General features: G+C 62.8%; 21 protein-coding genes and 1 pseudogene. 8 read left to right on the forward strand and 14 right to left on the reverse strand.

The window, feature by feature from the left end:
• The first annotated feature begins 153 nt into the window (after positions 1 to 153).
• The 4 genes and pseudogenes from QCM77_RS22835 to QCM77_RS22850 all read left to right on the forward strand — a co-directional run bounded on the left by QCM77_RS22835 (position 154) and on the right by QCM77_RS22850 (position 2661).
• The gene (locus QCM77_RS22835) at positions 154 to 855 is read left to right on the forward strand and encodes an SDR family NAD(P)-dependent oxidoreductase (protein WP_279684975.1); all 702 of its coding nucleotides are present in this window, start codon (positions 154 to 156) and stop codon (positions 853 to 855) included.
• Between the two features lie 121 nt (positions 856 to 976).
• A pseudogene (locus tag QCM77_RS22840) lies at positions 977 to 1807 on the forward strand (enoyl-CoA hydratase).
• A 183-nt stretch (positions 1808 to 1990) separates the two neighbouring features.
• Positions 1991 to 2278, forward strand: coding sequence for a hypothetical protein (locus QCM77_RS22845; RefSeq protein ID WP_279684977.1), 288 nt, complete (start codon positions 1991 to 1993; stop codon positions 2276 to 2278).
• 98 nt (positions 2279 to 2376) lie between these two features.
• Positions 2377 to 2661 (forward strand): hypothetical protein, encoded by a 285-nt coding sequence (locus tag QCM77_RS22850; protein WP_279684979.1) that lies wholly within the window; start codon positions 2377 to 2379, stop codon positions 2659 to 2661.
• A gap of 305 nt (positions 2662 to 2966) precedes the next feature.
• On the opposite strand, the gene QCM77_RS22855 is transcribed toward QCM77_RS22850, so the two are convergent.
• Both QCM77_RS22855 and QCM77_RS22860 read right to left on the reverse strand, forming a co-directional pair.
• Entirely contained in the window at positions 2967 to 3590 is a 624-nt protein-coding gene (locus QCM77_RS22855) for a GNAT family N-acetyltransferase (RefSeq protein ID WP_279661470.1), read from the reverse strand.
• 82 nt (positions 3591 to 3672) lie between these two features.
• The gene (locus QCM77_RS22860; RefSeq protein WP_279661471.1) at positions 3673 to 3876 is read right to left on the reverse strand and encodes a DUF1127 domain-containing protein; all 204 of its coding nucleotides are present in this window, start codon (positions 3874 to 3876) and stop codon (positions 3673 to 3675) included.
• A gap of 110 nt (positions 3877 to 3986) precedes the next feature.
• On the opposite strand from QCM77_RS22860, the gene QCM77_RS22865 reads away from it, so the two are divergent.
• Positions 3987 to 4886 carry a transcriptional regulator GcvA gene (locus tag QCM77_RS22865; protein WP_279684981.1) on the forward strand — a complete coding sequence of 300 codons (900 nt, stop codon included), beginning with the start codon at positions 3987 to 3989 and terminating at the stop codon, positions 4884 to 4886.
• A 142-nt stretch (positions 4887 to 5028) separates the two neighbouring features.
• Positions 5029 to 6375 (forward strand): MFS transporter, encoded by a 1347-nt coding sequence (locus tag QCM77_RS22870; RefSeq protein ID WP_279684983.1) that lies wholly within the window; start codon positions 5029 to 5031, stop codon positions 6373 to 6375.
• A gap of 127 nt (positions 6376 to 6502) precedes the next feature.
• Here the strand turns inward: QCM77_RS22870 and QCM77_RS22875 are convergent, their stop codons facing one another.
• Positions 6503 to 8086 carry a porin gene (locus QCM77_RS22875; RefSeq protein ID WP_279684985.1) on the reverse strand — a complete coding sequence of 528 codons (1584 nt, stop codon included), beginning with the start codon at positions 8084 to 8086 and terminating at the stop codon, positions 6503 to 6505.
• A gap of 510 nt (positions 8087 to 8596) precedes the next feature.
• On the opposite strand from QCM77_RS22875, the gene QCM77_RS22880 reads away from it, so the two are divergent.
• Complete coding sequence (locus QCM77_RS22880) at positions 8597 to 9076, forward strand: MarR family winged helix-turn-helix transcriptional regulator (protein WP_279661475.1); 480 nt, start codon at positions 8597 to 8599, stop codon at positions 9074 to 9076.
• An 87-nt stretch (positions 9077 to 9163) separates the two neighbouring features.
• Here the strand turns inward: QCM77_RS22880 and QCM77_RS22885 are convergent, their stop codons facing one another.
• The 4 genes from QCM77_RS22885 to QCM77_RS22900 all read right to left on the reverse strand — a co-directional run bounded on the left by QCM77_RS22885 (position 9164) and on the right by QCM77_RS22900 (position 13500).
• Positions 9164 to 10249, reverse strand: coding sequence for an alpha/beta hydrolase family protein (locus tag QCM77_RS22885; protein WP_279684987.1), 1086 nt, complete (start codon positions 10247 to 10249; stop codon positions 9164 to 9166).
• Positions 10250 to 10894: 645 nt separating this feature from the next.
• Positions 10895 to 11308, reverse strand: coding sequence for a Rieske (2Fe-2S) protein (locus QCM77_RS22890; RefSeq protein WP_279684988.1), 414 nt, complete (start codon positions 11306 to 11308; stop codon positions 10895 to 10897).
• Complete coding sequence (locus QCM77_RS22895; RefSeq protein ID WP_279684989.1) at positions 11308 to 12417, reverse strand: amidohydrolase family protein; 1110 nt, start codon at positions 12415 to 12417, stop codon at positions 11308 to 11310. The genes QCM77_RS22890 and QCM77_RS22895 overlap by 1 nt, the downstream gene beginning before the upstream one ends.
• Positions 12418 to 12441: 24 nt before the next feature.
• Complete coding sequence (locus tag QCM77_RS22900) at positions 12442 to 13500, reverse strand: amidohydrolase family protein (protein ID WP_279684991.1); 1059 nt, start codon at positions 13498 to 13500, stop codon at positions 12442 to 12444.
• 169 nt (positions 13501 to 13669) lie between these two features.
• Between QCM77_RS22900 and QCM77_RS22905 the strand changes: the two genes are divergently transcribed.
• On the forward strand, positions 13670 to 14152 hold the full coding sequence (locus tag QCM77_RS22905) for a CinA family protein (protein WP_279684992.1): 483 nt from the start codon (positions 13670 to 13672) through the stop codon (positions 14150 to 14152).
• A 57-nt stretch (positions 14153 to 14209) separates the two neighbouring features.
• On the opposite strand, the gene QCM77_RS22910 is transcribed toward QCM77_RS22905, so the two are convergent.
• The 7 genes from QCM77_RS22910 to QCM77_RS22940 all read right to left on the reverse strand — a co-directional run bounded on the left by QCM77_RS22910 (position 14210) and on the right by QCM77_RS22940 (position 21094).
• A complete protein-coding gene (locus QCM77_RS22910) occupies positions 14210 to 14563 on the reverse strand; it encodes a nuclear transport factor 2 family protein (RefSeq protein WP_279684993.1) in 354 nt (117 codons plus the stop codon).
• A gap of 115 nt (positions 14564 to 14678) precedes the next feature.
• Entirely contained in the window at positions 14679 to 16151 is a 1473-nt protein-coding gene (locus QCM77_RS22915; RefSeq protein WP_279684995.1) for an amidase, read from the reverse strand.
• A 206-nt stretch (positions 16152 to 16357) separates the two neighbouring features.
• Positions 16358 to 17329, reverse strand: a complete 972-nt coding sequence (gene mbfA, locus QCM77_RS22920) for an iron exporter MbfA (RefSeq protein WP_279684997.1) — start codon at positions 17327 to 17329, stop codon at positions 16358 to 16360.
• A gap of 62 nt (positions 17330 to 17391) precedes the next feature.
• On the reverse strand, positions 17392 to 18543 hold the full coding sequence (locus QCM77_RS22925) for an alpha/beta hydrolase (RefSeq protein WP_279684998.1): 1152 nt from the start codon (positions 18541 to 18543) through the stop codon (positions 17392 to 17394).
• A 25-nt stretch (positions 18544 to 18568) separates the two neighbouring features.
• Positions 18569 to 19438, reverse strand: coding sequence for an MBL fold metallo-hydrolase (locus QCM77_RS22930; RefSeq protein ID WP_279684999.1), 870 nt, complete (start codon positions 19436 to 19438; stop codon positions 18569 to 18571).
• 15 nt (positions 19439 to 19453) lie between these two features.
• Positions 19454 to 20065: a glutathione S-transferase family protein gene (locus tag QCM77_RS22935; protein WP_279685001.1), complete on the reverse strand. Its 612-nt coding sequence runs from the start codon at positions 20063 to 20065 to the stop codon at positions 19454 to 19456.
• 186 nt (positions 20066 to 20251) lie between these two features.
• Positions 20252 to 21094 (reverse strand): fumarylacetoacetate hydrolase family protein, encoded by an 843-nt coding sequence (locus QCM77_RS22940; protein ID WP_279685002.1) that lies wholly within the window; start codon positions 21092 to 21094, stop codon positions 20252 to 20254.
• Positions 21095 to 21199: the final 105 nt, after the last annotated feature.

Below are 21199 nucleotides of genomic sequence, written 5' to 3' on the forward strand. Positions count from 1 at the left end.
TCCAGTCGCGAAAGCGGATAAAGCCGCAAATTGTCAGGGAGGCATGATCGCCGTGAGGGAGCAATTCGCTCTGCCGAATTGTCATCGCTCCGGCTGGTTGTCGACGCGGACGATGCATAGATCAGCGGCTTCCTGTCTCCGAGAGATCACGCCATGGAACACCCGAAATACAAGATCGCCCTCATCGTCGGCGCCGGCGAAGGCCTGAGCGCCTCACTGGCGCGGCTATTGTCCGCCCAGGGCATCCGTGTCGCACTGGCCGCGCGAAAAATTGAGAAGCTTGGCGCGCTCTGCAGCGAGACCGGCGCCAAGGCCTATGCCTGCAACGCCACCGAGCCTGATGACGTCGAGCGCCTGTTCGGCCTCGTCGAACGCGAGATCGGCACGCCTGACGTTGTCGTCTACAACGCCAGCGGCCGCGCGCGAGGGCCGTTCGTCGATCTCGTTCCGGCCGACGTCGCGAACGCGATTGCGGTCAGCGGCTATGGCGGCTTCCTGGTGGCGCAGCAGGCGGCCAGGCGCATGCTGCCGAACAAGCACGGCGCGATCCTGTTCACCGGCGCTTCGGCCAGCGTCAAGGGCTACGCGCAGTCCGCGCCCTTCGCGATGGGCAAGTTCGCGCTGCGCGGCCTCGCACAGAGCATGGCGCGTGAATTGTCACCGCAAGGCATCCATGTCGCGCATTTCGTCATCGACGGCGGCATCCGCAGTGCGGCGCGCACGGAAGCACCGGACAAGCCGGATTCGATGCTCGATCCCGATGCCATCGCGGAGAGCTACTGGAACGTGTTGCAGCAGCCGCGCAGCGCCTGGAGCTGGGAACTGGAGCTGCGGCCGTGGGTGGAGAAGTTTTGAGGCGATAAATAACAACAGCCGTCATTGCGAGGAGCGAAGCGACGAAGCAATCCAGGCTATATCCGCACGGACAGCCTGGATTGCTTCGCTTCGCTCGCAATCACGAACAGAGGGAGGAACGATGACCACGGAAACCACCATCGACACCGGCACCAATGAACTCCTCTGCGTCATCCGTGATCGCGTCGCCCTGATCACACTGAACCGGCCCGAGGCGCGCAACTCGCTGTCGGACACGCTGACCCCGGCGCTGCGCACGATGATCCGCACCTGCGGCGAGAATCCCGATGTCGGCGCGCTGCTGATCTCCGGTGCGGGTGAAGCGTTCTGAGCCGGCGGCAACGTCAAGGGCATGGGCGCGCATCGCGACCCGAAGAAGCTGGAGATGTCGCTGGAAGATCGTGTCGCCGATCTCCAGGAGCGACAGCGGTTGCTCACCGGCGCGCTGGTGTCGGTGCGCAAGCCGACGATCGCGGCGCTCCCCGGTCCCGCGGTCGGCGCAGGGCTCGCCATCGCCATGGCCTGCGACATCCGCATCGCCGCCCAATCGGCCTTCGTCGCCACCGGCTACGCCCGCATCGCGCTGAGCGGCGATTACGGCATCGCATGGCTGCTCACCCGGCTCGTCGGCACCGCGCGGGCGCGCGAGTTGCTGTTCACCGGCGACAGGGTCGACGCGGCGAGATGCGAAGCCATCGGCCTCGTCAACCGCGTCGTGCCCGACGACAAATTGCAGGCCGAAGCCTTCGCCCTGGCAAAATCCCTCGCCGAAGGCCCGCGCCTCGCGCTGCGCTACATGAAGGACAATCTCGACGAAGCCGTGCTGTTCGATTTCGAGACCGCGCGCGACCACGAGGCCGAACGGCTGATCCGCCTGACCACGACCGCCGATCACAAGGAGGCCGTGCAGGCGTTTATCGAAAAGCGCAAGGCCGTGTTCACGGGGAAGTAGGGCTTCGGAAAATGGTTGACCGTCACCCTGAGGTGGCCGCTTCTTCAGCGGCTCGAAGGGCGACGGCCCGGCTGTGGCTGCCGGGAGCCGAATGCCAGGGAATCAGCGGGGCCGTTCATCCTTCGAGGCTCTCCACGCGACGCGTTGCGTCGTGTGGCTCGCACCTCTCAGGATGACGGGGGAGTGAGCGCAAAAGATGACCGGCTCTATTTGCCCGCAAGGGCAACAGCATCAATCGTCGCGGCGTGGCGCAAATTCACGCTTCAAGCGAGCCATTTCGCCAGGGTTATTCAATATCTCAACTGCCCGATCGCTGAGTGGGCCACCGGCGCACATTCCCAATACCGCGTCGATTCGCCCCCGATAGACGACACGCCTGCTGTTGAACTCCACCGCCTTCGATGGATCGGCGAAATCGTTCGGGTACGCCGCCATGACGACAATTTTTCCGGGAGGCCACGCCACCATTGATGGTTTACCGATGCAACTGTATTCGCACCATTTTTCACTGATGACGAAGGCTTTGCGATCCTTTGACGTCGTAAATAATCCCCCTTCAGGATTTCAACGTGGTCGAAGACGAGGAGACTGATCGGGATACTCGTCTTGCGAATGTCGGAGAGATAGCGCGTGGACGCGACGCGCCCGCGGAATATGATCGGCGCGTGCTCCAGCCGATAGAGATTCAGACGATCCTCTGCATCGCGCAGCTGCTGCTCACGGGAGATTTCATCACCGTCAACGGGGTGGGACCAGATATTCGGCGGGAGTGGACAATCCAGCGCTTCTACTTTCTCAGGAAACACCAGAGCACCAAGGAAAGAGAATGCGAGAACAATAGCACGCATAGATAAGTGGCTTCTTCAGTCTGGCCAGGACGCACAAGGCGGTCGGATTGGCCGCTTCCACAAGCTAGAGGGCGACCGCGCGTTTGACAATCAGTTGCCTCAACCGGGAATTGTCTCGCCATCGCGTCGTGTCATCTCCGTGACATGGTCGGGCCGGTTTCACATCTCGCAAAATCCGCGAACCTGCGCAGCGCAGCCGGCAATTGGCCGCGGCTTGGGTAGTAGAGGAAGAGGCCGGGATCAGTCGGCGATGTTGTGTGAAGGCAAAAAAAGCCCGGCTCTGTTTGACCAGGGCCGGGCTTGCAGTTGTGTCAGGCCGAGGCTGAGGGGCTGTCGGCCTGACGGGAAAGGGCGACGAGACGCCAGCTCGCGCAGGGAATGTCTTTCGGTGCGACCGAGATCTCCTTGTCGAAGCGCACCAGCTTCCAGTCATCAGGATGATTGACGAAGGCAAAGCCGGATTTGCGTGCGAGCGAGATCATGGCCTCGTTGGAGCGCAGCGTATCGCCGAACATGTGCTCGGCGCCGAGTGCAGCCGCGCGGCACTCGAGGTTCTTCATGAGCGCGGTGGCGATGCCGTGGCCCTGCCAGCGGTCGTCGACCGACAGACCGAATTCAAGCGTCGCGGTGTCGGCATGCAGCGCGTAGCGCGCTTCGGCGACGATGGTCTCGAAGCCGTCGACCATCATGGTCGCGACCACGGTAAAACGTTCGCGTTCGCCGACCTGAAGGAAGTCGTGGAGCAGGCCCTGCGGCAGCTCGCTGATCGCGCCGAAGAAGCGGTTGTAGCGGGACCGCGTCGAGAGCGAGCGAAAATAGTGCTGGAGCTCCTCGGTGTCGCGCGGCTCGACGAAGCGAACATTAAGCGGCTCGCCGTTCCGGATACGCAGCGTGTCCGAATATTGCTTCAGATCTTCCAGGCGGAGAGTGCGCATGACGCGAGCCCAAAGGGAAAGAGGCCGGGACAAGGGACCGCCGGCGCCCCTGTGATCAGGCGGCGCCGGCCTGGCGGCCTGATCAGGCCCGCCAGAAGGGTTTATCGGCCTCATAGGCCACATCGCTCCAGGACAGCCCGACGTCCTGAAGGTCACGCGCGGACCAGTTGGTGAGCTCCCGCCGGGTCCGATAGCGCTCGTGCCAGACGTGAAGGGTCTCACCGATCTGCTGGACCAGACCGGGCGCATGATGATTTGTCATCGAATTCTGGGTCAAAGTAGACATTTTCAGCTCCTGGAGCTAAGTTGACCCGTAATATCTGCTTCCTGGTGCGCTGCGACAAACGACAATTTGTACCCTTTCGCATGAAATAACGTCATGTATCCTGTTGCCAGATGACTGCCAGATTGCCCTCCCTGAACGGATTGCGGGCCTTTGAGGCTGCCGCGCGCCATCTCAGCTTCACGCTGGCGGCGTCCGAGCTGAACGTGACCCAGACCGCGATCAGCCATCAGATCCGCAGGCTCGAGGAGGAGCTCGGAATCCGGCTGTTCGTCCGGCAGAACCGCGCGCTGGCGCTGACGGCGGAGGCGCGCGACTATTTGCCGGGCGTCCGTGCCGCCTTCAACGACCTTCGCCTCGCCACCGACCGGCTGCTGCGCAAGGACGACGACAAGGTGCTGACGGTCTCGACGCTGGCCTCGCTTGCCGCAAAATGGCTGCTGCCGCGGCTGACCGATTTCCAGGAGCACCATCCCGGCATCGACGTCCGCATCACCACCTCGACCAGCCTCGTCGATTTCCAGCGCGACAATGTCGACGCCGCGATCCGCTACGGGCGCGGCCAGTGGCCCGGTTTGCGCGCCGACTGGCTGATGGCGGACGAGCTGTTTCCTGTGTGCAGCCCGTCTCTCTTGCGCGGCGGCAAGCCGCTGCGCTGTCCGGAGGATCTGAAGGGCTATCCGCTGCTGCACACCTCCAACGCCAACAGCGACGACTGGCGGCTGTGGCTGACGGCGGCGGGCCTGCCAGGCGATATCGCCAGGCAGCCCGGCATCACCTTCGACATGATCTTCATGACCATCCAGGCCGCGATCGACGGCATCGGCGTGGCGATGGGGCGAACCTCCTACGTCCAGGACGACATCGCCAAGGGCCGGCTCGTGGTCCCCTTCAAGATCGCGCTGCCGGCCGATGCCGGCTTCTACCTGGTCGCGCCGGAGGGCCGCCGCGAGGCGCCGAAGCTCACCGCGTTCCGCGATTGGATGATCGCCGCAACGCAGAATAAAGCCTGAAAAATCATCGGCTTCCGCGATGAAATCGATTGACTCGCCGCGCCTCGCGCGAGAGGGGTAAGACATATTGTCGCAGCCACAATCTGTCGCCTTGCCGTGAAAATCAGTTCCGGTCTGGCCGCGACTTCAGGGGAGCAACACCATGGCTGGACCAGCAGCATCAACCAATCCGCCCGAGATCAAGTCGCGCATTGGCGCGATCCTGCGCGCAACGAGCGGCAATTTCCTCGAGCAGTTCGACTTCTTCCTGTTCGGCTTCTATGCCGCCGCCATCGGCAAGGCGTTCTTCCCGTCCAGCAACGAGGCCGCGTCGTTGCTCAACACCTTCGGCGTGTTCTGGCTCGGCGCGCTGATGCGCCCCGTCGGTGCGATCGTGCTCGGCGCCTATATCGACCGCATCGGCCGCCGCAAGGGCCTGATCGTCACGCTCGGCATCATGGCCGCCGGCACCGTGGTGATCGCATTCTGCCCGAGCTATGCGACCATCGGCATCGCCGCGCCGGTCATCGTGCTGCTAGGCCGCCTGCTGCAAGGTTTTTCCGCCGGCGTCGAGCTCGGCGGGGTGTCGGTTTATTTGGCGGAGATTTCGACGCCGGGCAATCGCGGCTTCTACACTTCATTCCAATCCTCGAGCCAGCAGGTCGCGATCTTCGTGGCCTCGATCCTCGGCTATCTCCTCTCCGAGGTGATGCCGGCCGACACGGTGGCCGCCTGGGGCTGGCGCATCCCGTTCTTCGTCGGCTGCCTGATCATTCCCCTGATCTTCTTCCTGCGGCGGACGCTCGAGGAGACGCCGGCCTTCCTCGCCATGAAGAAGCACCCGACGGCAAACGAGGTATTCGCCTCCGCACTCGCCAACTGGCGCATCGTCCTCCTCGGCATGATGATCGCGGTCCTGACCACGACGACGTTCTACTTCGTCACCGTGTACACGCCGACCTTCGGCAAGACCGTGCTGAAGCTGTCGACGCAGGATGCGCTGCTGGTGACGTTGCTGGTGGCCGTGACCAACTTCTTCTGGAATCCGGTCGGTGGTGCATTGTCAGACCGCATCGGCCGCAAGCCGGTGCTGATCACCATCGCCTGCCTGTCGCTCGTCACCGCCTATCCGGCGCTGCACTGGCTGGTGGCGGCGCCGACCTTCGGCAAGCTGCTCGCGGTCGAGATGATGTTCTCGTTCTATTTCGGCGTCTACAGCGGCACCATGCTCGGCGCGCTGGTCGAGATCGTGCCGGCCCATGTGCGCACCACCTGCTTCTCGCTCGCCTTCGCGCTCGCGGCTGCGTTGTTCGGCACCTTCACGCCGTTCGCCTCGACCCTGCTGATCGAGCACACCGGCGACAAGGCCTCGCCCGGCTTCTGGTTGATGTTTGCGGCCTTCCTCGGCATCATCGCGGCCTCGGTCGTCTATCGCGGCGGCGGCAAGGCGGTGCCGACGTATGATGCGGTGGTCGAGCCGGTCGGCGGTCACGCTCGACAACAGGCGTAAGCGGCCGAGCCGAGACGATGTCGGCCTCGTCGGCATTGAGTGCTCGACGACCGGCCCCGCCACGCCTTGAGCAATAAAAAACACCCGGCGGTTTCCCGCCGGGTGTTCGTTCAGACCTGTCGACAGATTACCAGTTGCGCTGAGCGCGGAGGATCATGGCAATCGAGTCCTGATCCTTCAGCTCGTAGACTGCGGCGGGCTTGGCGGTCGTGACCGCCGGGGAGAGGCCAACCGTACCAGAGTACTTCTGGTCGAGATGGGTCCAGGACAGGTCAGCCGAGAACGTCAGGTTCTTGACCGGGGTCCAGCGGGTGACGACACCGAGCTGGCCGATCGCGAAGTCCGGGTTACAGCTGGTCACACCCGCCAGGCCACCGAACACGCCGCCAGCACCGCCAGCGCCGCAGAGGGTGGTCTTGGCCAGCGTGCCGAACTGGGCCTGGGCGTAGGCACCGTAGATCGCGGAGTTCCAGGACGCATCCCAGTTGTGGGTGTAGGCGCCACGGAAGCCCCAGGTTTTGACGGTTTCCTGCGAGCTGCCGGTCACGAACACCGTGTCAGGAGCATTAGCGAAGCCGAGGCTGCCGTAGGTACCAGCAGTGCTCGAGCTACCGTACAGCGCGTAGGAGCTGCCCGACAGGTTCTGGAAGTTGTAGCGGGTCGCACCGTCGGTGTAGACGCCCTGGATGTTGATCGTGTCACCCGCGCCGGTCGGGATGTTCTTGATCGACAGAGCGAGCTGAACCGCCCAACCCCACTTGTCGTCGGGGTGGCCGGAGACTTCGGTCGCGCCGTAGTAACCGACGTGGTTGTCATGCGCAGCCACCGACGCCTGGAAGAGGCCCCAAGCCTGGTCGACGCGCACCTGACCGACGAGGTTCGGCGAACGCGAGCCTCCGAGAGCGTTGGTGCCGTAGGAGCCGCCGATCATGCCACCCGCGGTCGCGCCGGTCATGTTGAGGTTGCCGGCCTGATAGTAGACAGTCGCGTCTTCCGCTGAGAACGACGCCGTCACGCCCTGGCCGAAGTCGGCGGTGTAGGTGAACTGGTTGACACCAGTGACCGTGCCGCTGCCGCCGACGAGGTTGTCGGTGATGTTGCCGGGATAGTTGGTCCAGGGCGCGTCGAACTGCGACACGGCCTTACCCATGGTGAAGCCGGCGAACTGGATGAAGGCGTAGTACACGCCGAGCGCACCGCCCGAGGTATTGCCGTCGGTGCCGTTGACGCTGCCGCTACCATTCGAACCGACGAGGCCGGTGCCCGCAGCATTGAGACCGAGCGTACCGCTGTACTGGGTTCCGCCCGTTGCCGAACCGGTCGGGGTATAGTTGCCGGTCGTCCAGGTGAAGACGCCGTCGAAGAAGGTGCGGACCACGCCGTACTCGGTCGCGGTGCGGGTGTCGATGTTGAGGTCTTCACGTGCGCGGAACGTGTAGTAGTTCATCAGGCGGTTGCGAGCACCGGCAGTACCGCCCTGGTTCGGATTGAAGTCCGAGTTGGTATTGAGGTTCGCATCAGCGCGCACGTAACCACCCAGCTTGATGCAGGTGTCGGTGCCCGGGATGTAGTAGAAACCGGCGCCGTACAGCGAGCAGATCTTCACGTATTCGACCGCTTTGGCCTTCACGGGAAGATCGGCAGCGAACGCCCCGGAGGCGGCCATCAGGCCGGCAGCCGAGCCGAGAAAGAGTGTCTTCGTAAACTTCATTAGTAAACCTCCAGGTCGGTTCAGGGGCTCGGCTCCCCGGAGGAGGCCGCTTAACCCTCTCAATTTCCGTTCAATTCAGATCCGCACTCGAGGTCCGGACTGAAACGACAGTGAGGTGCCCCCCCTCCGTCGTGGCTTCACATATAGTTTATAAAAACAATCGTCTAAATTTATTGATTTAATGAATCGAAACTTCAGGGAGAGATGTTGCTTGGGGGCCACAGGACGGCCAGGAATGTCACATAACCCTCAGATATAAAACGAAAAAGCCCTCAGGGGGCATCCCGAGGGCTTTCTTGGAGGTCTCACATCGCTGTCCATCGACAAGGTCAAGAGCAGCAAAGATTGAGTGCGATAAGACCTAATTTAATTAATTGTCTTTTGCAAGCATCAAGCGAGCCGACCGTCTCCGTCATGCGGCCTCTACCACTATCGTCATTGCGCGATATCCGAGACGACTCCCAAATATCCCATTAAAAGACTGATCCAAACGAAACGGGGGGGAGCCACATGATCGAGAAAAAACTCGACAGGGCGATTACGGACTTCATCTGGAATGTCGTCGAAATCCACTCTCAGCTGGATGACATCCACACCAGCTGGGCCGGACTGCTGGGCATTACCGAGCCACAGTGGCTGATCTTGATGGCAATCACCGAACTGGACGAGGGACGAGGCGTCGCCGGGATAGACATTGCGAACAAGTTGCGGGTCCACCCGGCCTTTGTGACCAACCAGACCAAGGCGCTCGAAAAGAGCGGCTTTCTATCGCGGCGACCGGGAGCAGACGACGCGCGCTTCGTCCTGATGTCGCTGACTGCAAAGGCGACAACGGACATCGAAAAGCTGTCCAAGAGAAAGCTCGCGTTGAATTCGACGATGTTTAACGAGCTCGACGAGAAGACCTTGGCTGATCTGAATGCTGCGCTTGCAACGATTGCCAAGAATGCCCGGCTGGCTGCACGATTGCTCGCTATCGACGTTTCCTGATCAGCTGATGTCCGGCGCGGAATGAGCGTCCGAGCCGGACGCGATTGTCGCCGTACCGCGCCAGGATCGTCCCGCTCGCTGTCGCGGCTAGAGGTAGACCACGGGATCGAGCTGACGAGCGGCTCCAAGCTTGCTGTCGAGCCATTCGAACACGAAATCATCCACAGCGATGAAATTCTCGACCTCGCCCAGAGGGTGCGGGATGCGGTTCGGCACGACGATCGAGCAATCGGCTCCAGCCTGCTGATAGCCAGCTTGGAGCTCCAGTGCATCTTTCTCCCGGACCATTGAGCGACTCCCGGGGACCATGAGAAGCGGGCAAGGTAGTCGGCGCGACGGCAGCAGCGAACCCGTCGAGGTCCCCCCATGCGCGGCCTGCTCAAGGCCGGTCATCCAGCGTAGTGACGCTCGACGCGTGACCGACTTCAAGAGGCCACCGTCGCACACGGCGGCAGCTATCCTGCGATCCGCGAGGGCAAAGCTGGACGCATGACTGGCGCCCGTCCCTTCGCCATAGATTGCGATCCGCCGTGAGTCGACATCCGGGCGGGCCTCCAGATAGTCCACCCAGCATTGCAGGATATGCTCCAGCTTGAAGGGGCGACGAACAGATAAATTGCAGGCATCGACGAGCAGGAGTGACATGTTCCGGCAGAGTGAGACCGGCAACAGTCTGCTCATCATCGAGCCTATGGTGATTTCTTCGTCACTGACGCAGATGACCGCGGGTGCGGAAGGCCGCCCATGCCGGAACGCCGGCAGAAATAAGCCAGTCAGCGCCCCCTGATCGAAGCAATCAATCTTCACGCGCTCGATCGCTGGACCGGCGTCATCCTCGAAACCCGTCAGGCTGATATCGACTTTGTCTGCGAGGTCGAGACTCGCGAGATCGCCTGGACGAGACAAGCTTCTCGCGACTTCAAAGGCCGTCAGCGAGCACAGCCACGCTCCCCGCGCAATCTGAACGGAACTATCTTCACGCACGGACTCGGCGAATATCCGGTAGTCGTCTGCAACCCTCAACCAGTCCGAAACCCACAGATGCCGATGCGCCTCATGCGCAAATTCTGCGACGGACAGGTTTTCGAAAAATTCGGACGCGCGCTTCCGCAGGCGTGCCAGGCTTCGACCGGCGTCATCGCACGCGCCGTGAGGCCAATGATCCCCTTCCATCTCTGTCTCCGAAAGGCGCTGTCAGCGGTTGCCCGGACTTGCCGGCTTCGCGTTCAGCGCGGCGCCCTGCATGCCTACTCGATGTGATCGCAGGCGCGCTTCGCTTCGCGTAGCGAAGACACTGGGCGCAACGGTCTGCAGTCCAAACGAACCGGTTTCGATACAAGATCCACGCCGGCTCAACTCCATCGTCACGTCTCAGCTCCGTTGCTGATCACAGTTAGCGTCCCGGCCCCACTCTGCCACTTTTGTGCGTCCGGGTTTTGTAGTTTTTTGCTGCGGCGGTGATTAAATTATAGCTGTCATTTGATGACAGAGGAGGCATCTCACGCGGCCCACTAAGCCCCGAAGGCAACAAAACCTGAAACCAGCAAGGCTTTTGATCAATTCGCACAAGGTGCGGCCCATGGTCGCCGTTATGAGGCAAATCATAGCTGGAGAAGATGCGTTCACGGCGAACCCAGGGCTTCCCCGATTTTCGTGCGCACTTCGTGCACGCTCTGAGTGATTTGCCACTCAAGACAATCAGATGGTGCCGAATCTCCCTCGGCATGGTCGCCTCGCTGATGACCAGCGAACAAGCGCTCTTACTTCACCGCTTCCCGTAACAACGGGGCAAGGAGCCCAGTCCCGATGCGGTGAGAGTTAAAGCTCAACCACCACGTAGTCGCTCTCAACCTTCACCGGTATCGTCTCAGCAACGTACGGTCCCTTCACGACAGCGGCGCCCGGCTCGACATGGGCCGGGTACGCCTTGACGCGGAAGCGGCGGGGATCGCAGTAGGACTGGCCGGTGCGGACGTCGAACTCCCAGCCATGCCAGGGACAACGAATGATCTCGCCGAGTTTGGTGTATTCGATCTCGCCTGGATCGTTCGATTGCGCGAGCCCGATCAGCGGTCCCTCGCACAGCGCCGCGCCCTGATGCGGGCAGCGGTTCATGAGGCCGAAATACTTGCCCTTGATGTTGAATACCGCGATTGGCCGCCCGTCGATCTCCAGAAATTTTCGCGTGCCCGACGGAAGCTCATCGACCGGCGCGATCACGTGCCGCGCCATCAACTGGTCCCGTACAGTGCACGCGCATTACCGAGATAAAACGCCTCGCGATCGGTCTCGCTGACGCCCGCCGGCAGCACGCGCGATGGTTCGTCGTAGTCCCAATGCGGATAGTCGGTGGCGAACAGCAGCCGGTCCCAGCCGATCCATTTGATCACGTCGAACAGATCCTCGCGCCGCTCCGGATCCTCCATCGGCTGCGTCGTGTACCACACCTGCTCGCGAATATATTCCGACGGCGGCCGTTTGACGTCCGGCACCTCGCTCCGCAGCCGCTGCCAAACCTTGTCGAGCCGCCACGCCAGCGACGGCGCCCAGCCGAAGCCGGCCTCGATCATCACCATCTTCAATTTCGGGAAGCGCTCGAAAACGCCCTCCAGCACGAGGCTCGCAAGCGCCGATTGCTGGCACTGCGAGTGCCCCACCATCTCCTCGATGTAGTAGCTCGGCCAGCCCGACGGTGTGATCGGGTTGCCGCCGAAGCCGAAGGCGTGGACGCCGACGGGCAGACCCGCTTCTTCCGCGGCTTGGTAGATCGGCCAGTAGCGGCGCTGGCCGAGCGGCTCGACATTGCGGCTGAGCAAGAGCACCTGCACGAAATTCTTGTCGCCGGCGCGCTCGCGGATTTCGGCGGCGGCCGACAGCCCGTCCTCATTGCCGACGACGATGGACGCCTTCAGCCGCTTGTCCTTGCTGGTCCATTTGTCGATCTGCCAGTCGTTGATCGCCGAGCACAGTGCCGCCGAGAGCTCGTGATTGCGGATGCCCTGGCCGGTGTTGAGCGGATTGAGCACGCCGAGCTGCACGTTGTTGGGATCGAGCAGCTGCTTCTGCATGAAGGACAGCGATGAGCCCTGCGGCCCGCCTTCAGGCGGATAGGCGTCGCGGCGCGAAGCGTTGGGCTGGGCCTTCGGATAGGGCGGGCCCTCCATCATGCCCTGATAGGCATGGACGCCGTAGACTTCGAGATGATGCTGCCAGCGTTTGGCGAGATAGGGATAGAGCTCGGTGCGGGTCGCGCGTGCCGGGTGGATGTCGCAGTCCGCGATCGCGGTTTTGACGGTCAGTGGGGGAGCGGCTTCGGAGCTTTCGCGGAACTGAATATTCATCGCCTTGCCTCCTTTGGCAGCGGGCTAAGTCAGGCGGGGATAGGTTGCATGCGGATTGTCGATCATGATCTTGCGCACGAGATCGGGGGTGAGACCTGCGGGCAGCGCGTCCTGGCCGTCGAATTGCCAGTGCGGATAGTCGGTGGAGAATAGGACCATTTCGTCCGACTGCATATGATCAAACAGGCGAATTAATGTCGCCTCATCTGGCGGCGCATCAAACGGCTGTAACGAGAAGTGGATGTTGCTGCGCACAATCTCAAGCGGCGCGCGATCGACCCAAGGTGTCTCCATCCGCACCCCGCGCCAGAACTTGTGAAGACGCCAGAGAAAGGGGGAGATCCAGGAGACGCCGGATTCCAGCATCACCATTTTCAGGCGTGGATATTTGGCGAACACGCCCTCGACGATCAGGCTGGTGAGCTGGGTCTGGAACGCCTGGGCCTGACCGACATAATCCTCGATGTGATAGGAACCCCACCCCACAGCAGTCGGCGGATTGTGATAGGCGGAACCGGCATGCACGCCGATCGGCAGTTCCAGCCGTTCCGCCGCCTCGTAGATCGGCCACAGCGCGCGCTTGCCGAGCGGCGTGTCGCCCATCACCAGCATCAGCACCTGCACGAAGCGGCGGTCGGTCGCGCTGCGCTCGATTTCGGCGACGGCCTTCTCGACGCTTTGCGTGGGGATCACGATCGAGCCGCGCAGCCGCGGATCGCGATCGAGCCATTCCTTCGCCAGCCACTCATTCAGCGCGCGGCAGAACGCGGCCTGCAGATCCTCTGAAAACACCATCTGCACGCCGTAGAGCGGATTGCAGATGGCGCGCGAGAGCTGGAAGGGATTGAGCACATCGCGCTGCATGTCGGCCAGGCTTTCGCCCGGCTTGCCGCTTTCGGGTCGCCAATCGGGCCGCGCCGTGATCGGCGAATTCTGCGGGTAGGATTGCGAGATGAGATCGACCATGCCGCGCGTGGTCACCTGATCGCGCCAATAGTCGTTCAGGTACGGTAGCAGGCTGGTCAGATGCGGCACGGCCGGATGCACATCGCAATCCACCCCGCCGGCGATCAGGGACGCCATGACGTCTCCCTTCACGTTTCCTCGTCGCGTCTTCTCGCGGGCAGCGCTTGGCCGCTCCGCCTTTTGGCCGCCATTCAAGCAGGCCTGCCCGTTGGCTGCAACTCGGCCAACGGCGCTGTCATATGCTAGAAAGGCTGAGCTCGGTTGCGAAGGATAAGGGGTCAAAAGCATGAAAGAGCTCGTCGGCATTGCGGAGCAGGTCGCAGCGAAACTGATCGCGCGCAAACAGACCATTGCTGTGGCGGAATCCTCCACCGGCGGCCTGATCTCGGCCAGCCTGCTCGCGGTGCCCGGCGCGTCCGCCTATTTCCTTGGCGGCGCCGTGGTCTACACCCGCGACGCCAGGCGCGTGCTGATGGATATTTCGGACGAAGGCATGAAGGGCTTTCGTTCCTCGTCGGAGCCCTACGCGCAACTGCTGGCCGAGCAGATGCGCAGCCGCTTCAACTGCGACTGGGGCCTGTCCGAGACCGGCGCGGCCGGACCCACCGGCAATCGCTACGGCGATGCGGCGGGCCACAGCTGCATGGCGGTCGCCGGGCCCGGAGCTGAGGTGATGACGCTGGAGACGGGCAGCAACGACCGCTTGGCCAATATGCAGATGTTTGCGGCGACAGCGTTGAAATTGCTGCTGACGACGTTGGAGCGGTGACCTCGCGGTCTCCCGAATATTTGGACGTCCCGGAGAATGTGCGCTGTGACGCGCTCCCTACCGCGACACGTGCGCCGACACCACCAGCCAGGTCCCGTTCTTCTTCGTCCAGCAATCGGTATAGCGCCCGGTGGCCTGCTCGCCGTTCGCATTGGTGTAGCTCGTCGCCGCGTGGATGATGGCGAAATCGCCCATGATGCGGATGATGACGTCGTGCTCCCTGAGGTTCCGGATCGCAATCGGCTGCGCCGTCTGCTTCAGAAAGGCCTCGCGATCGACCAGCGTCTTGTCGGGATTGGAGCAGTAGAACTCCCGCGCCAAAATCTCGTCGAATCGCTTGACGTCGCAATTCTGCACGGAGGCGACATAGTCGCGGTTGAGCGCGGTGAGCTGTTCGAGGTCGCTGCTCATGAGATTTCTCTCCATTGTTTCGTCATTGCGAGCGAAGCGAGGCAATCCCCGCCTGTCACCGCGGACGGATTTCCGGATTGCTCGTCGCAAGAGCTCCACGCATTGACGAGAAGGACTAGTCATCGAACAAGGGCGGCGGCACGAATCCGCCGAACTCGCGTTCGATCAGCTCGGCGAGCTTCAGCGGTGTACGGTCCTCGAGGAAGGGCCCGATGATTTGCACGCCGACCGGCAGGCCGTCCTTCGATAGACCGAGCGGAATAGCCGTTGCCGGCAGGCCCGTCAGCGTGGCGATGCCGGGCCAGGCAAGCTGGTCCGGATAGGCAAAGTCCTCGCCGTCGATGTTGATCCGGCGCGCCTCCTGCTGCAGCGAATGATCATGCGGATAGGCCGGGGTGGGCATGATCGGGCAGATCACCGCATCGAATGTCCTGAACAAATGTCGCCATTGCGCGCGCAGGCCGGCGCGAGCGCCTTCGTCGAACACCCAGGCCTGATGTGTGCTGGTCATGCCGCGCAGCCGCTCGGCAGACAGGCTCTTGTCCTCAGGCGAGAGCTGTGCTGCCCCGGCACGCGCGCCGGCGAGAATGTCCGGCGGAAGGAAGGCGCCGAGAAAGCTCATCAGCATGCGCATGTAGAGGCGAGAGGCATCCGTGAAGTCGGGAAACAGCGGGCTTTTGCGGGCTATGCTCGCACCTGCGTTCGTCAATCGTTCCGCCAGCTTCTCGATCGCGCTGCGAATGTCGGCATTCGCAGGCAGCAGCGGATGGCTGTCGATCACCAGCACGCGGAAATCCTTGAGCTCTCGGTGTCGCGCCTCCGGCAGCGCGAGCTTGTATCCGATGCCCAGGTCCAACGGATCGGGGCCTGCCATCACGTCCAGGAGCAGGGGCAGATCGGCTGCACTCCGCGCCAACGGACCGATCACCGCCATATCGCGCTCCATCGGGATGGCCGGAAATGGCGGCGGCGTATGGCCACGCGTTGGACAGAGATTGTAGGTCGGCTTGTGCGCATAAACCCCGCAATGGAAGGCGGGCACGCGCAGCGAGCCGCCGATGTCGGACCCGAGCGAGAGCGGTCCGTAGCCTGCCGCGAGCGCCGCAGACGAGCCGCCCGACGAGCCACCGGGCGTGCGGCCGAGGTCGAATGGATTGTTCGTCGTGCCGTAGATATCGTTGTAGCTCTGCCAATCCCCGAGCCCAACGGGAACGTTGGTCTTGCCGAGGATGACGCCACCGGCACCCTTCACCCGGGTGATCGACAGCGCGTCCTCTGTCGGCTTGAAATCTTTCTGCGGCGTCCAGCCCCAGGTCGTGGGCAGGCCGGCGACGTTGTATGATTCCTTCACCGTGATGGGGAGGCCAAGCAGCGGCTTCCGCTCGCCGCGCGCCAATGCGGCGTCCGCCTCGCGCGCGGCGCCGAGCGCACGGTCGAAATCCCGGACGCAGATCGCGTTGACCTTGCCATCGTGACGTTCGATGCGGTCGATCGCATCCTGGGTGAGCTCGACCGCGGAGACCTTCTTTGCGGTCAACGCGGCCGACAGCTCGACAGCGCTCTTGAAACTCCATTCCGATTTGGCCACGGCATGCTCCTGCTCTTATTGCCGGAGGATGATGCGCAGTTTGGCCGAACGCTGCAACGGCTGTTTGATCGCGATTGAATGCCGCTAGCTGTCATCGCCTGCGAAGGCGGGCGATCCAGTACGCCGCGGCTTATCCGCATACGGCTGCTGTCTCTGGAATACTGGATGCCCCGCTTTCGCGGGGCATGACACAGAGAGTGAAGCTGTTACGCCGCCCCGATCAATATGCCCACCGCCAGCACGATCGTCCCGCCGAGCACGATCTGGAACACGGCCTGGAGGAACGGCGTGTCCATGTAGCGTGAGCGGATAAAGGCGATCGCCCACAACTCGAAGAACACGACAACGCCGGCGATTCCGGTCGCGATCCAGAACGCGTTGGCCCAGCTATCGGGCACGAGATAGGGCAAGGTGTGCCCAAGCCCGCCGAGCGTCGTCATCAAGCCGCAGGTGAGACCGCGCAGCCAGGGCGAACCGCGCCCGGTCAGCGAGCCGTCGTCGGACAGCGCTTCCGCAAAACCCATGCTGATGCCGGCACCGATCGAGGCGGCGAGGCCGACCAGAAATGTTTGCCAGTTCTGATGCGTGGCGAAGGCTGCGGCGAACAGCGGCGCCAGCGTCGAGACGGAGCCATCCATCAGGCCGGCGAGACCTGGCTGCACATATTGCAGCACGAACATGCGCCGGTTGGTGCGGTCTTCCTCGGCGCGCACGTCTGAACTCAGGATCTGGTCCGTCAGCTTCGCCGCCACCTCTTCGTGGCCTTTCTCGGCTTCGGCCAGATCGCCGAGCAGGCGGCGCACGCCGACATCCTGCGCCTGTTCGGCGGCCTTCACGTAAAAGCGCTCAGCCTGCAATTCCATTGTCTCGACTTCCCTGCGGATGGTGTCGAGCGGCAGGTTTTTGGTGAGCCAGACCGGACGGCGGCGCAGGAAGCCTTTGACGTCCTCGCGGCGGATCGGGGGCAAATGCGGACCGAAGCGCTGCTCGTACATTTCCAGCAGCATGTGGCGATGGCCGCGCTCTTCCTCGGCCATCTGCTCGAAGATCTTGGCGGAATCCGGATAGCGCTCCTTCAGGTCTTCGGCGAAGCTCATGTAGATGCGGCTGTCCTCCTCCTCGGAGGAGATCGCGACCGCGAGCACCTCGCGTTCGGTCAGATCGGCAAAGTTCTTCACGGCGGCCCTGTTTCATTAGTTTAGAATAGTTCTAAACTATATAGGGCGCTTGGGTTCCCGGGTCAAATCACGCTGCGGCTCTTCGCCAGGAAATCGAGCAGCAGATTGCTTACCTCGGCCGGCTGCTCCTGCTGCACCCAGTGGCCGGCGCCATCGACGAGGTGGCAGCCGAGCATCCTCGTGCAGGCGCGCGCCTGCATCGCCTCGAACACGCCGGGGCGCTGATAAGTGCCCCAATCCTGCTTGCCCGAGATGAAGCAGGAGGGGACGTCGATGCTGCGGCCGGCGAACAGCTGCATCTCGTTATTGAACGTGCCTGACGTGCCGTAGCGATACCATTGCAGGCCGCCCTGGAATCCGGTGCGGCCATATTCTGCGCTGTAGTAGGCGAGCTCGCGGTCGGGCAGCCATTGATTGGAGGCGATCGTGGCCGGCGAGGGCATTTCCTTCGCGACCGTCTCGGCCATGGTCTCGTTCAGATCCATCACATAATAGGTCGGCAGCTTCGCCAGTTCGTTCGCCGACCAGGATTTCAGCGGATATGGCTTGTTGTCGGTCCAGTCAGCGCTCTTGTGATGATAATAGGCGCGTAGGAAATCATGCACGCCCTGCGGCGCGCGGTGTATGTCCGCATTGGCTGGGCGTGTCGCATAGTACCACTGATAATGCTTGCGCGGACGCGGCAAGGCGGCGAGCTCGCGATGCACTGGGTCTGCGGCCGGTGGCTTTGCCGGCGTGTCGATCGTGTTGAACGGCAGCGGCGGCGCTCCGCCGAACGGCGCGCTCATCATCGCCACCGACCGAAACACGTCGGGCCGTATCAGCGCGCACCAGGCCGCGACCGGGCTGCCGAAATCATGTCCGACCACATCGACCTGCTTGTAGCCGAACGCCGACACCAGCCCGAGTGCATCCCGCACCAGATTGAAGAGCGAAAAGGGTGCGAGATCGCCGTCGTACTCCGCGCTCCATCCCGTGGTGCGGCCGTAGCCGCGCTGGTCCGGCGCGATCACGTGATAGCCGGCCGAGCTAAGCGCCGGCATCACCTTGCGCCAGGAGAAGGCGAGCTCCGGAAAGCCGTGCAGCAGCAGGATGCAGGGCCGCCCCCTGGTCTCGAAGCCTGCCTCCAGCACATGCATGCGCAGGCCGTTGATCTCGTCGACATAGCGTGAGCGAATGCCTGCGGGGAGCGGGATGTCGGGGAGCGCTGTCATCGTGTCTCTCCACCCAGTGGAATCGCTAAACCGCCGCGCAGACGAACCCGCTGCCCTTGCGCCTGATCTTGCCGACTGACGGCGAGGGGAAATGCGCGGTGCAGCACAGCGTGTCGGTGTCGCAATAGCGCTCCAGAAAACTGCGGCGCGTCGTTGCCGCCGTAGCCTGATCGACGTCGAACTTCACCGACATCTCCGGATAGAGCGTCTGGATCGGCGAATGCATGAGATCGCCCGAGAATACGGCATCGTCCTTGCCGCGGCCCATCGTGATGGCGACGTGGCCGGGGGTGTGGCCCGGTGTCGGCAGGATGCGCACGTGATCGCCGATCTGATGGTCGTTGCCGACCACCTCGTGGCGCTTGGCCTCGACCACCGGCAGCACGCTATCCACGAAGGGCGGGACAGGCGCCTTCGCATTCTGCTCGGACCAGTAGTCGAACTCCTGCTTGGCGAACACGTAGCGCGCGTTCGGGAACGTTGGCACCCAGCGGCCGTTCTCCAGCCGCGTATTCCAGCCGACATGATCGACGTGGAGATGCGTGCACATCACGAAGTCGATGTCGTCGACGGCGAAGCCCGCGGCGTTGAGCCCGCGCAGATAGGTGTCGTCGGTCTTCATGTTCCATTTCGGACGCTGCGGCCGCGGCTTGTCGTTGCCGATGCAGCTGTCGACCAGGATGGTGTGATGCGGCGTCTTGATCACATAGGACTGGAAGCAGAGGATCAGCGTATCCTGCTCGTCCAGCGCTTTGGCCTGCCGCATCCAGGGGCGGTTCTCGGCCAGCACCTCGCCTGTCAGCCCCGGCAACATCTCCAGCGCCGGCACGAACGAGGTTTCCTGCTCGATGACGCGATGGATCGTGAGATCGCCGACCGAGTATTTGAGGCTCATGAGGACTCCTGCGCTTTACGCTGCCGGCGGCACCGAGATTTTCACGGAGGGCCGCTCCAGCATCTTCTGGTGGAAAGCGTCGAGCTTCGGATAGGCCTTGCGCCAGCCGCAATCGGCGAAGCGGAAGTCGGCATAACCGAGCACGCAAACGAGGCCGATCTGCGAGATGTCGAACGGGCCGTTCAGGACATCGGGCATGTTCTCGAAGCGCGCCATGCCGGTCCATGCCCGGTTCCAATGATCGTCCGACCACGCCTGCCATTGCAGGCCTTGCGGCCGCACCATCTTCTCGTAGCGGCACAGCAGCATGGAATCGAGCATGCCGTTGATCAGGGAGTGATTGGTCTTGGCCTTCCAGCGCCGCGGGCCGTGGTCGGGGATCAGGCTGCCGCCGGCCATCTCGTTGAGATATTCGACGATGACGTAAGAGTCCAAAATGACATCGCCGTCATTGGTGATCAGCACCGGCAGCTTCTTCAGCGGCGTGATGCGCGAATAGTCCTCGTTGGCCGTGCCGGGCGCGACGGTCGCGGGCGTGAGCTCGATCTTGTCGATCAGCCCGAGCTCGATCGCGGCGATGCGCACCTTGCGGGCGAAGGGCGAGGCGGGGGAGAAGGTGAGCTTCATCGGAAATAACCTCTATCCAGACAGATGTTCCTCATCCTGAGGGCGCGCCCCTTGGCGTGCGTCTCGAAGGATGGGCAACGGGAGGTGTTCTCTCGTCACCCGGCGCGAACGTCGGGCGACTGTATTCTTGGCGCATCCTTCGAGACGCGCGCGCGTTGCGCGCTCCTCAGGATGAGGACCGAGGGCTTACGCCGCGACGATCTCCTGGCGCTGCTCGCCGAGACCCTCGATGCCGAGCGTGATGACGTCGCCGACATTGAGGAAGGTCGGCGGCTTCATGCCCATGCCGACGCCGGGCGGGGTGCCCGTGGTGACGACGTCGCCGGGCAGGAGCGTCATGAACTGCGAGACATAGGAGATGCACTTGGCCATGGTGAAGATCATGGTCGCGGTCGAGCCGGACTGGCGGCGCTGGCCGTTGACGTCGAGCCACATCGACAGGTTCTGCACGTCCTTGATCTCGTCCTTGGTGGCGAGCCAGGGACCGAGCGGGCCGAACGTGTCGTGCGACTTGCCCTTGGTCCACTGCCCCAGGCGCTCGATCTGGAAATTACGCTCGGAGACGTCGTTGCAGACGCAGTAGCCGGCGACATGGTTGAGCGCGTCGGCTTCCGAGACGTATTTCGCGCGGGTGCCGATGATCGCGGCAATCTCGACTTCCCAGTCGAGCTTGGTCGAGCCGCGCGGCTTTTCGACCGCATCGTTCGGGCCGGAGAGGGCGGTGTTCGCCTTGAGGAAGAAGATCGGCTCGGCCGGAATCGGGTTGCCGGTCTCCTTGGCATGGTCGCTGTAGTTGAGGCCGATCGCCACGAATTTCGAGATGCCGGTGACGGGAGCGGCGAACCGCGGCTTGCCGGAGACGGCAGGCAGCGAGGCGGGGTCGAGCGCCGCCAGTTTCTTCAGGCTATCGGGCGAATAGGCCTCGCCGGTCAGGTCTTTCACATGCGCCGACAGGTCGCGCAATTGGCCGGATTTGTCGATCAGGCCGGGCTTTTCCGCACCCTTCTCGCCATAACGAACAAGCTTCATTCTCGTTTCTCCCTGGGAATGGACCGATCGGTTGAACAGCTTCATGGAACAGCGCGGCGGGAAATTCAACCGCTCAAAGCGGGGCGCATTGCAGCCCTCTCGATT

The organism is Bradyrhizobium nivariense (genome assembly GCF_029846695.2).
Lineage (GTDB): Bacteria > Pseudomonadota > Alphaproteobacteria > Rhizobiales > Xanthobacteraceae > Bradyrhizobium.

What these genes read in the sequence shown, in the direction of transcription:
- QCM77_RS22835 (WP_279684975.1), top strand. Translation starts at nt 154, where the DNA reads ATGGAACACCCGAAATACAAGATCGCCCTCATCGTCGGCGCCGGCGAA.
- QCM77_RS22935 (WP_279685001.1), bottom strand. Translation starts at nt 20,065, where the DNA reads ATGAAGCTCACCTTCTCCCCCGCCTCGCCCTTCGCCCGCAAGGTGCGC.
- QCM77_RS22865 (WP_279684981.1), top strand. Translation starts at nt 3,987, where the DNA reads ATGACTGCCAGATTGCCCTCCCTGAACGGATTGCGGGCCTTTGAGGCT.
- QCM77_RS22900 (WP_279684991.1), bottom strand. Translation starts at nt 13,500, where the DNA reads ATGGCGTCCCTGATCGCCGGCGGGGTGGATTGCGATGTGCATCCGGCC.
- QCM77_RS22880 (WP_279661475.1), top strand. Translation starts at nt 8,597, where the DNA reads ATGATCGAGAAAAAACTCGACAGGGCGATTACGGACTTCATCTGGAAT.
- QCM77_RS22905 (WP_279684992.1), top strand. Translation starts at nt 13,670, where the DNA reads ATGAAAGAGCTCGTCGGCATTGCGGAGCAGGTCGCAGCGAAACTGATC.
- QCM77_RS22875 (WP_279684985.1), bottom strand. Translation starts at nt 8,086, where the DNA reads ATGAAGTTTACGAAGACACTCTTTCTCGGCTCGGCTGCCGGCCTGATG.
- QCM77_RS22855 (WP_279661470.1), bottom strand. Translation starts at nt 3,590, where the DNA reads ATGCGCACTCTCCGCCTGGAAGATCTGAAGCAATATTCGGACACGCTG.
- QCM77_RS22910 (WP_279684993.1), bottom strand. Translation starts at nt 14,563, where the DNA reads ATGAGCAGCGACCTCGAACAGCTCACCGCGCTCAACCGCGACTATGTC.
- QCM77_RS22940 (WP_279685002.1), bottom strand. Translation starts at nt 21,094, where the DNA reads ATGAAGCTTGTTCGTTATGGCGAGAAGGGTGCGGAAAAGCCCGGCCTG.
- QCM77_RS22890 (WP_279684988.1), bottom strand. Translation starts at nt 11,308, where the DNA reads ATGGCGCGGCACGTGATCGCGCCGGTCGATGAGCTTCCGTCGGGCACG.
- QCM77_RS22895 (WP_279684989.1), bottom strand. Translation starts at nt 12,417, where the DNA reads ATGAATATTCAGTTCCGCGAAAGCTCCGAAGCCGCTCCCCCACTGACC.
- QCM77_RS22930 (WP_279684999.1), bottom strand. Translation starts at nt 19,438, where the DNA reads ATGAGCCTCAAATACTCGGTCGGCGATCTCACGATCCATCGCGTCATC.
- QCM77_RS22885 (WP_279684987.1), bottom strand. Translation starts at nt 10,249, where the DNA reads ATGGAAGGGGATCATTGGCCTCACGGCGCGTGCGATGACGCCGGTCGA.
- QCM77_RS22925 (WP_279684998.1), bottom strand. Translation starts at nt 18,543, where the DNA reads ATGACAGCGCTCCCCGACATCCCGCTCCCCGCAGGCATTCGCTCACGC.
- QCM77_RS22860 (WP_279661471.1), bottom strand. Translation starts at nt 3,876, where the DNA reads ATGTCTACTTTGACCCAGAATTCGATGACAAATCATCATGCGCCCGGT.
- QCM77_RS22870 (WP_279684983.1), top strand. Translation starts at nt 5,029, where the DNA reads ATGGCTGGACCAGCAGCATCAACCAATCCGCCCGAGATCAAGTCGCGC.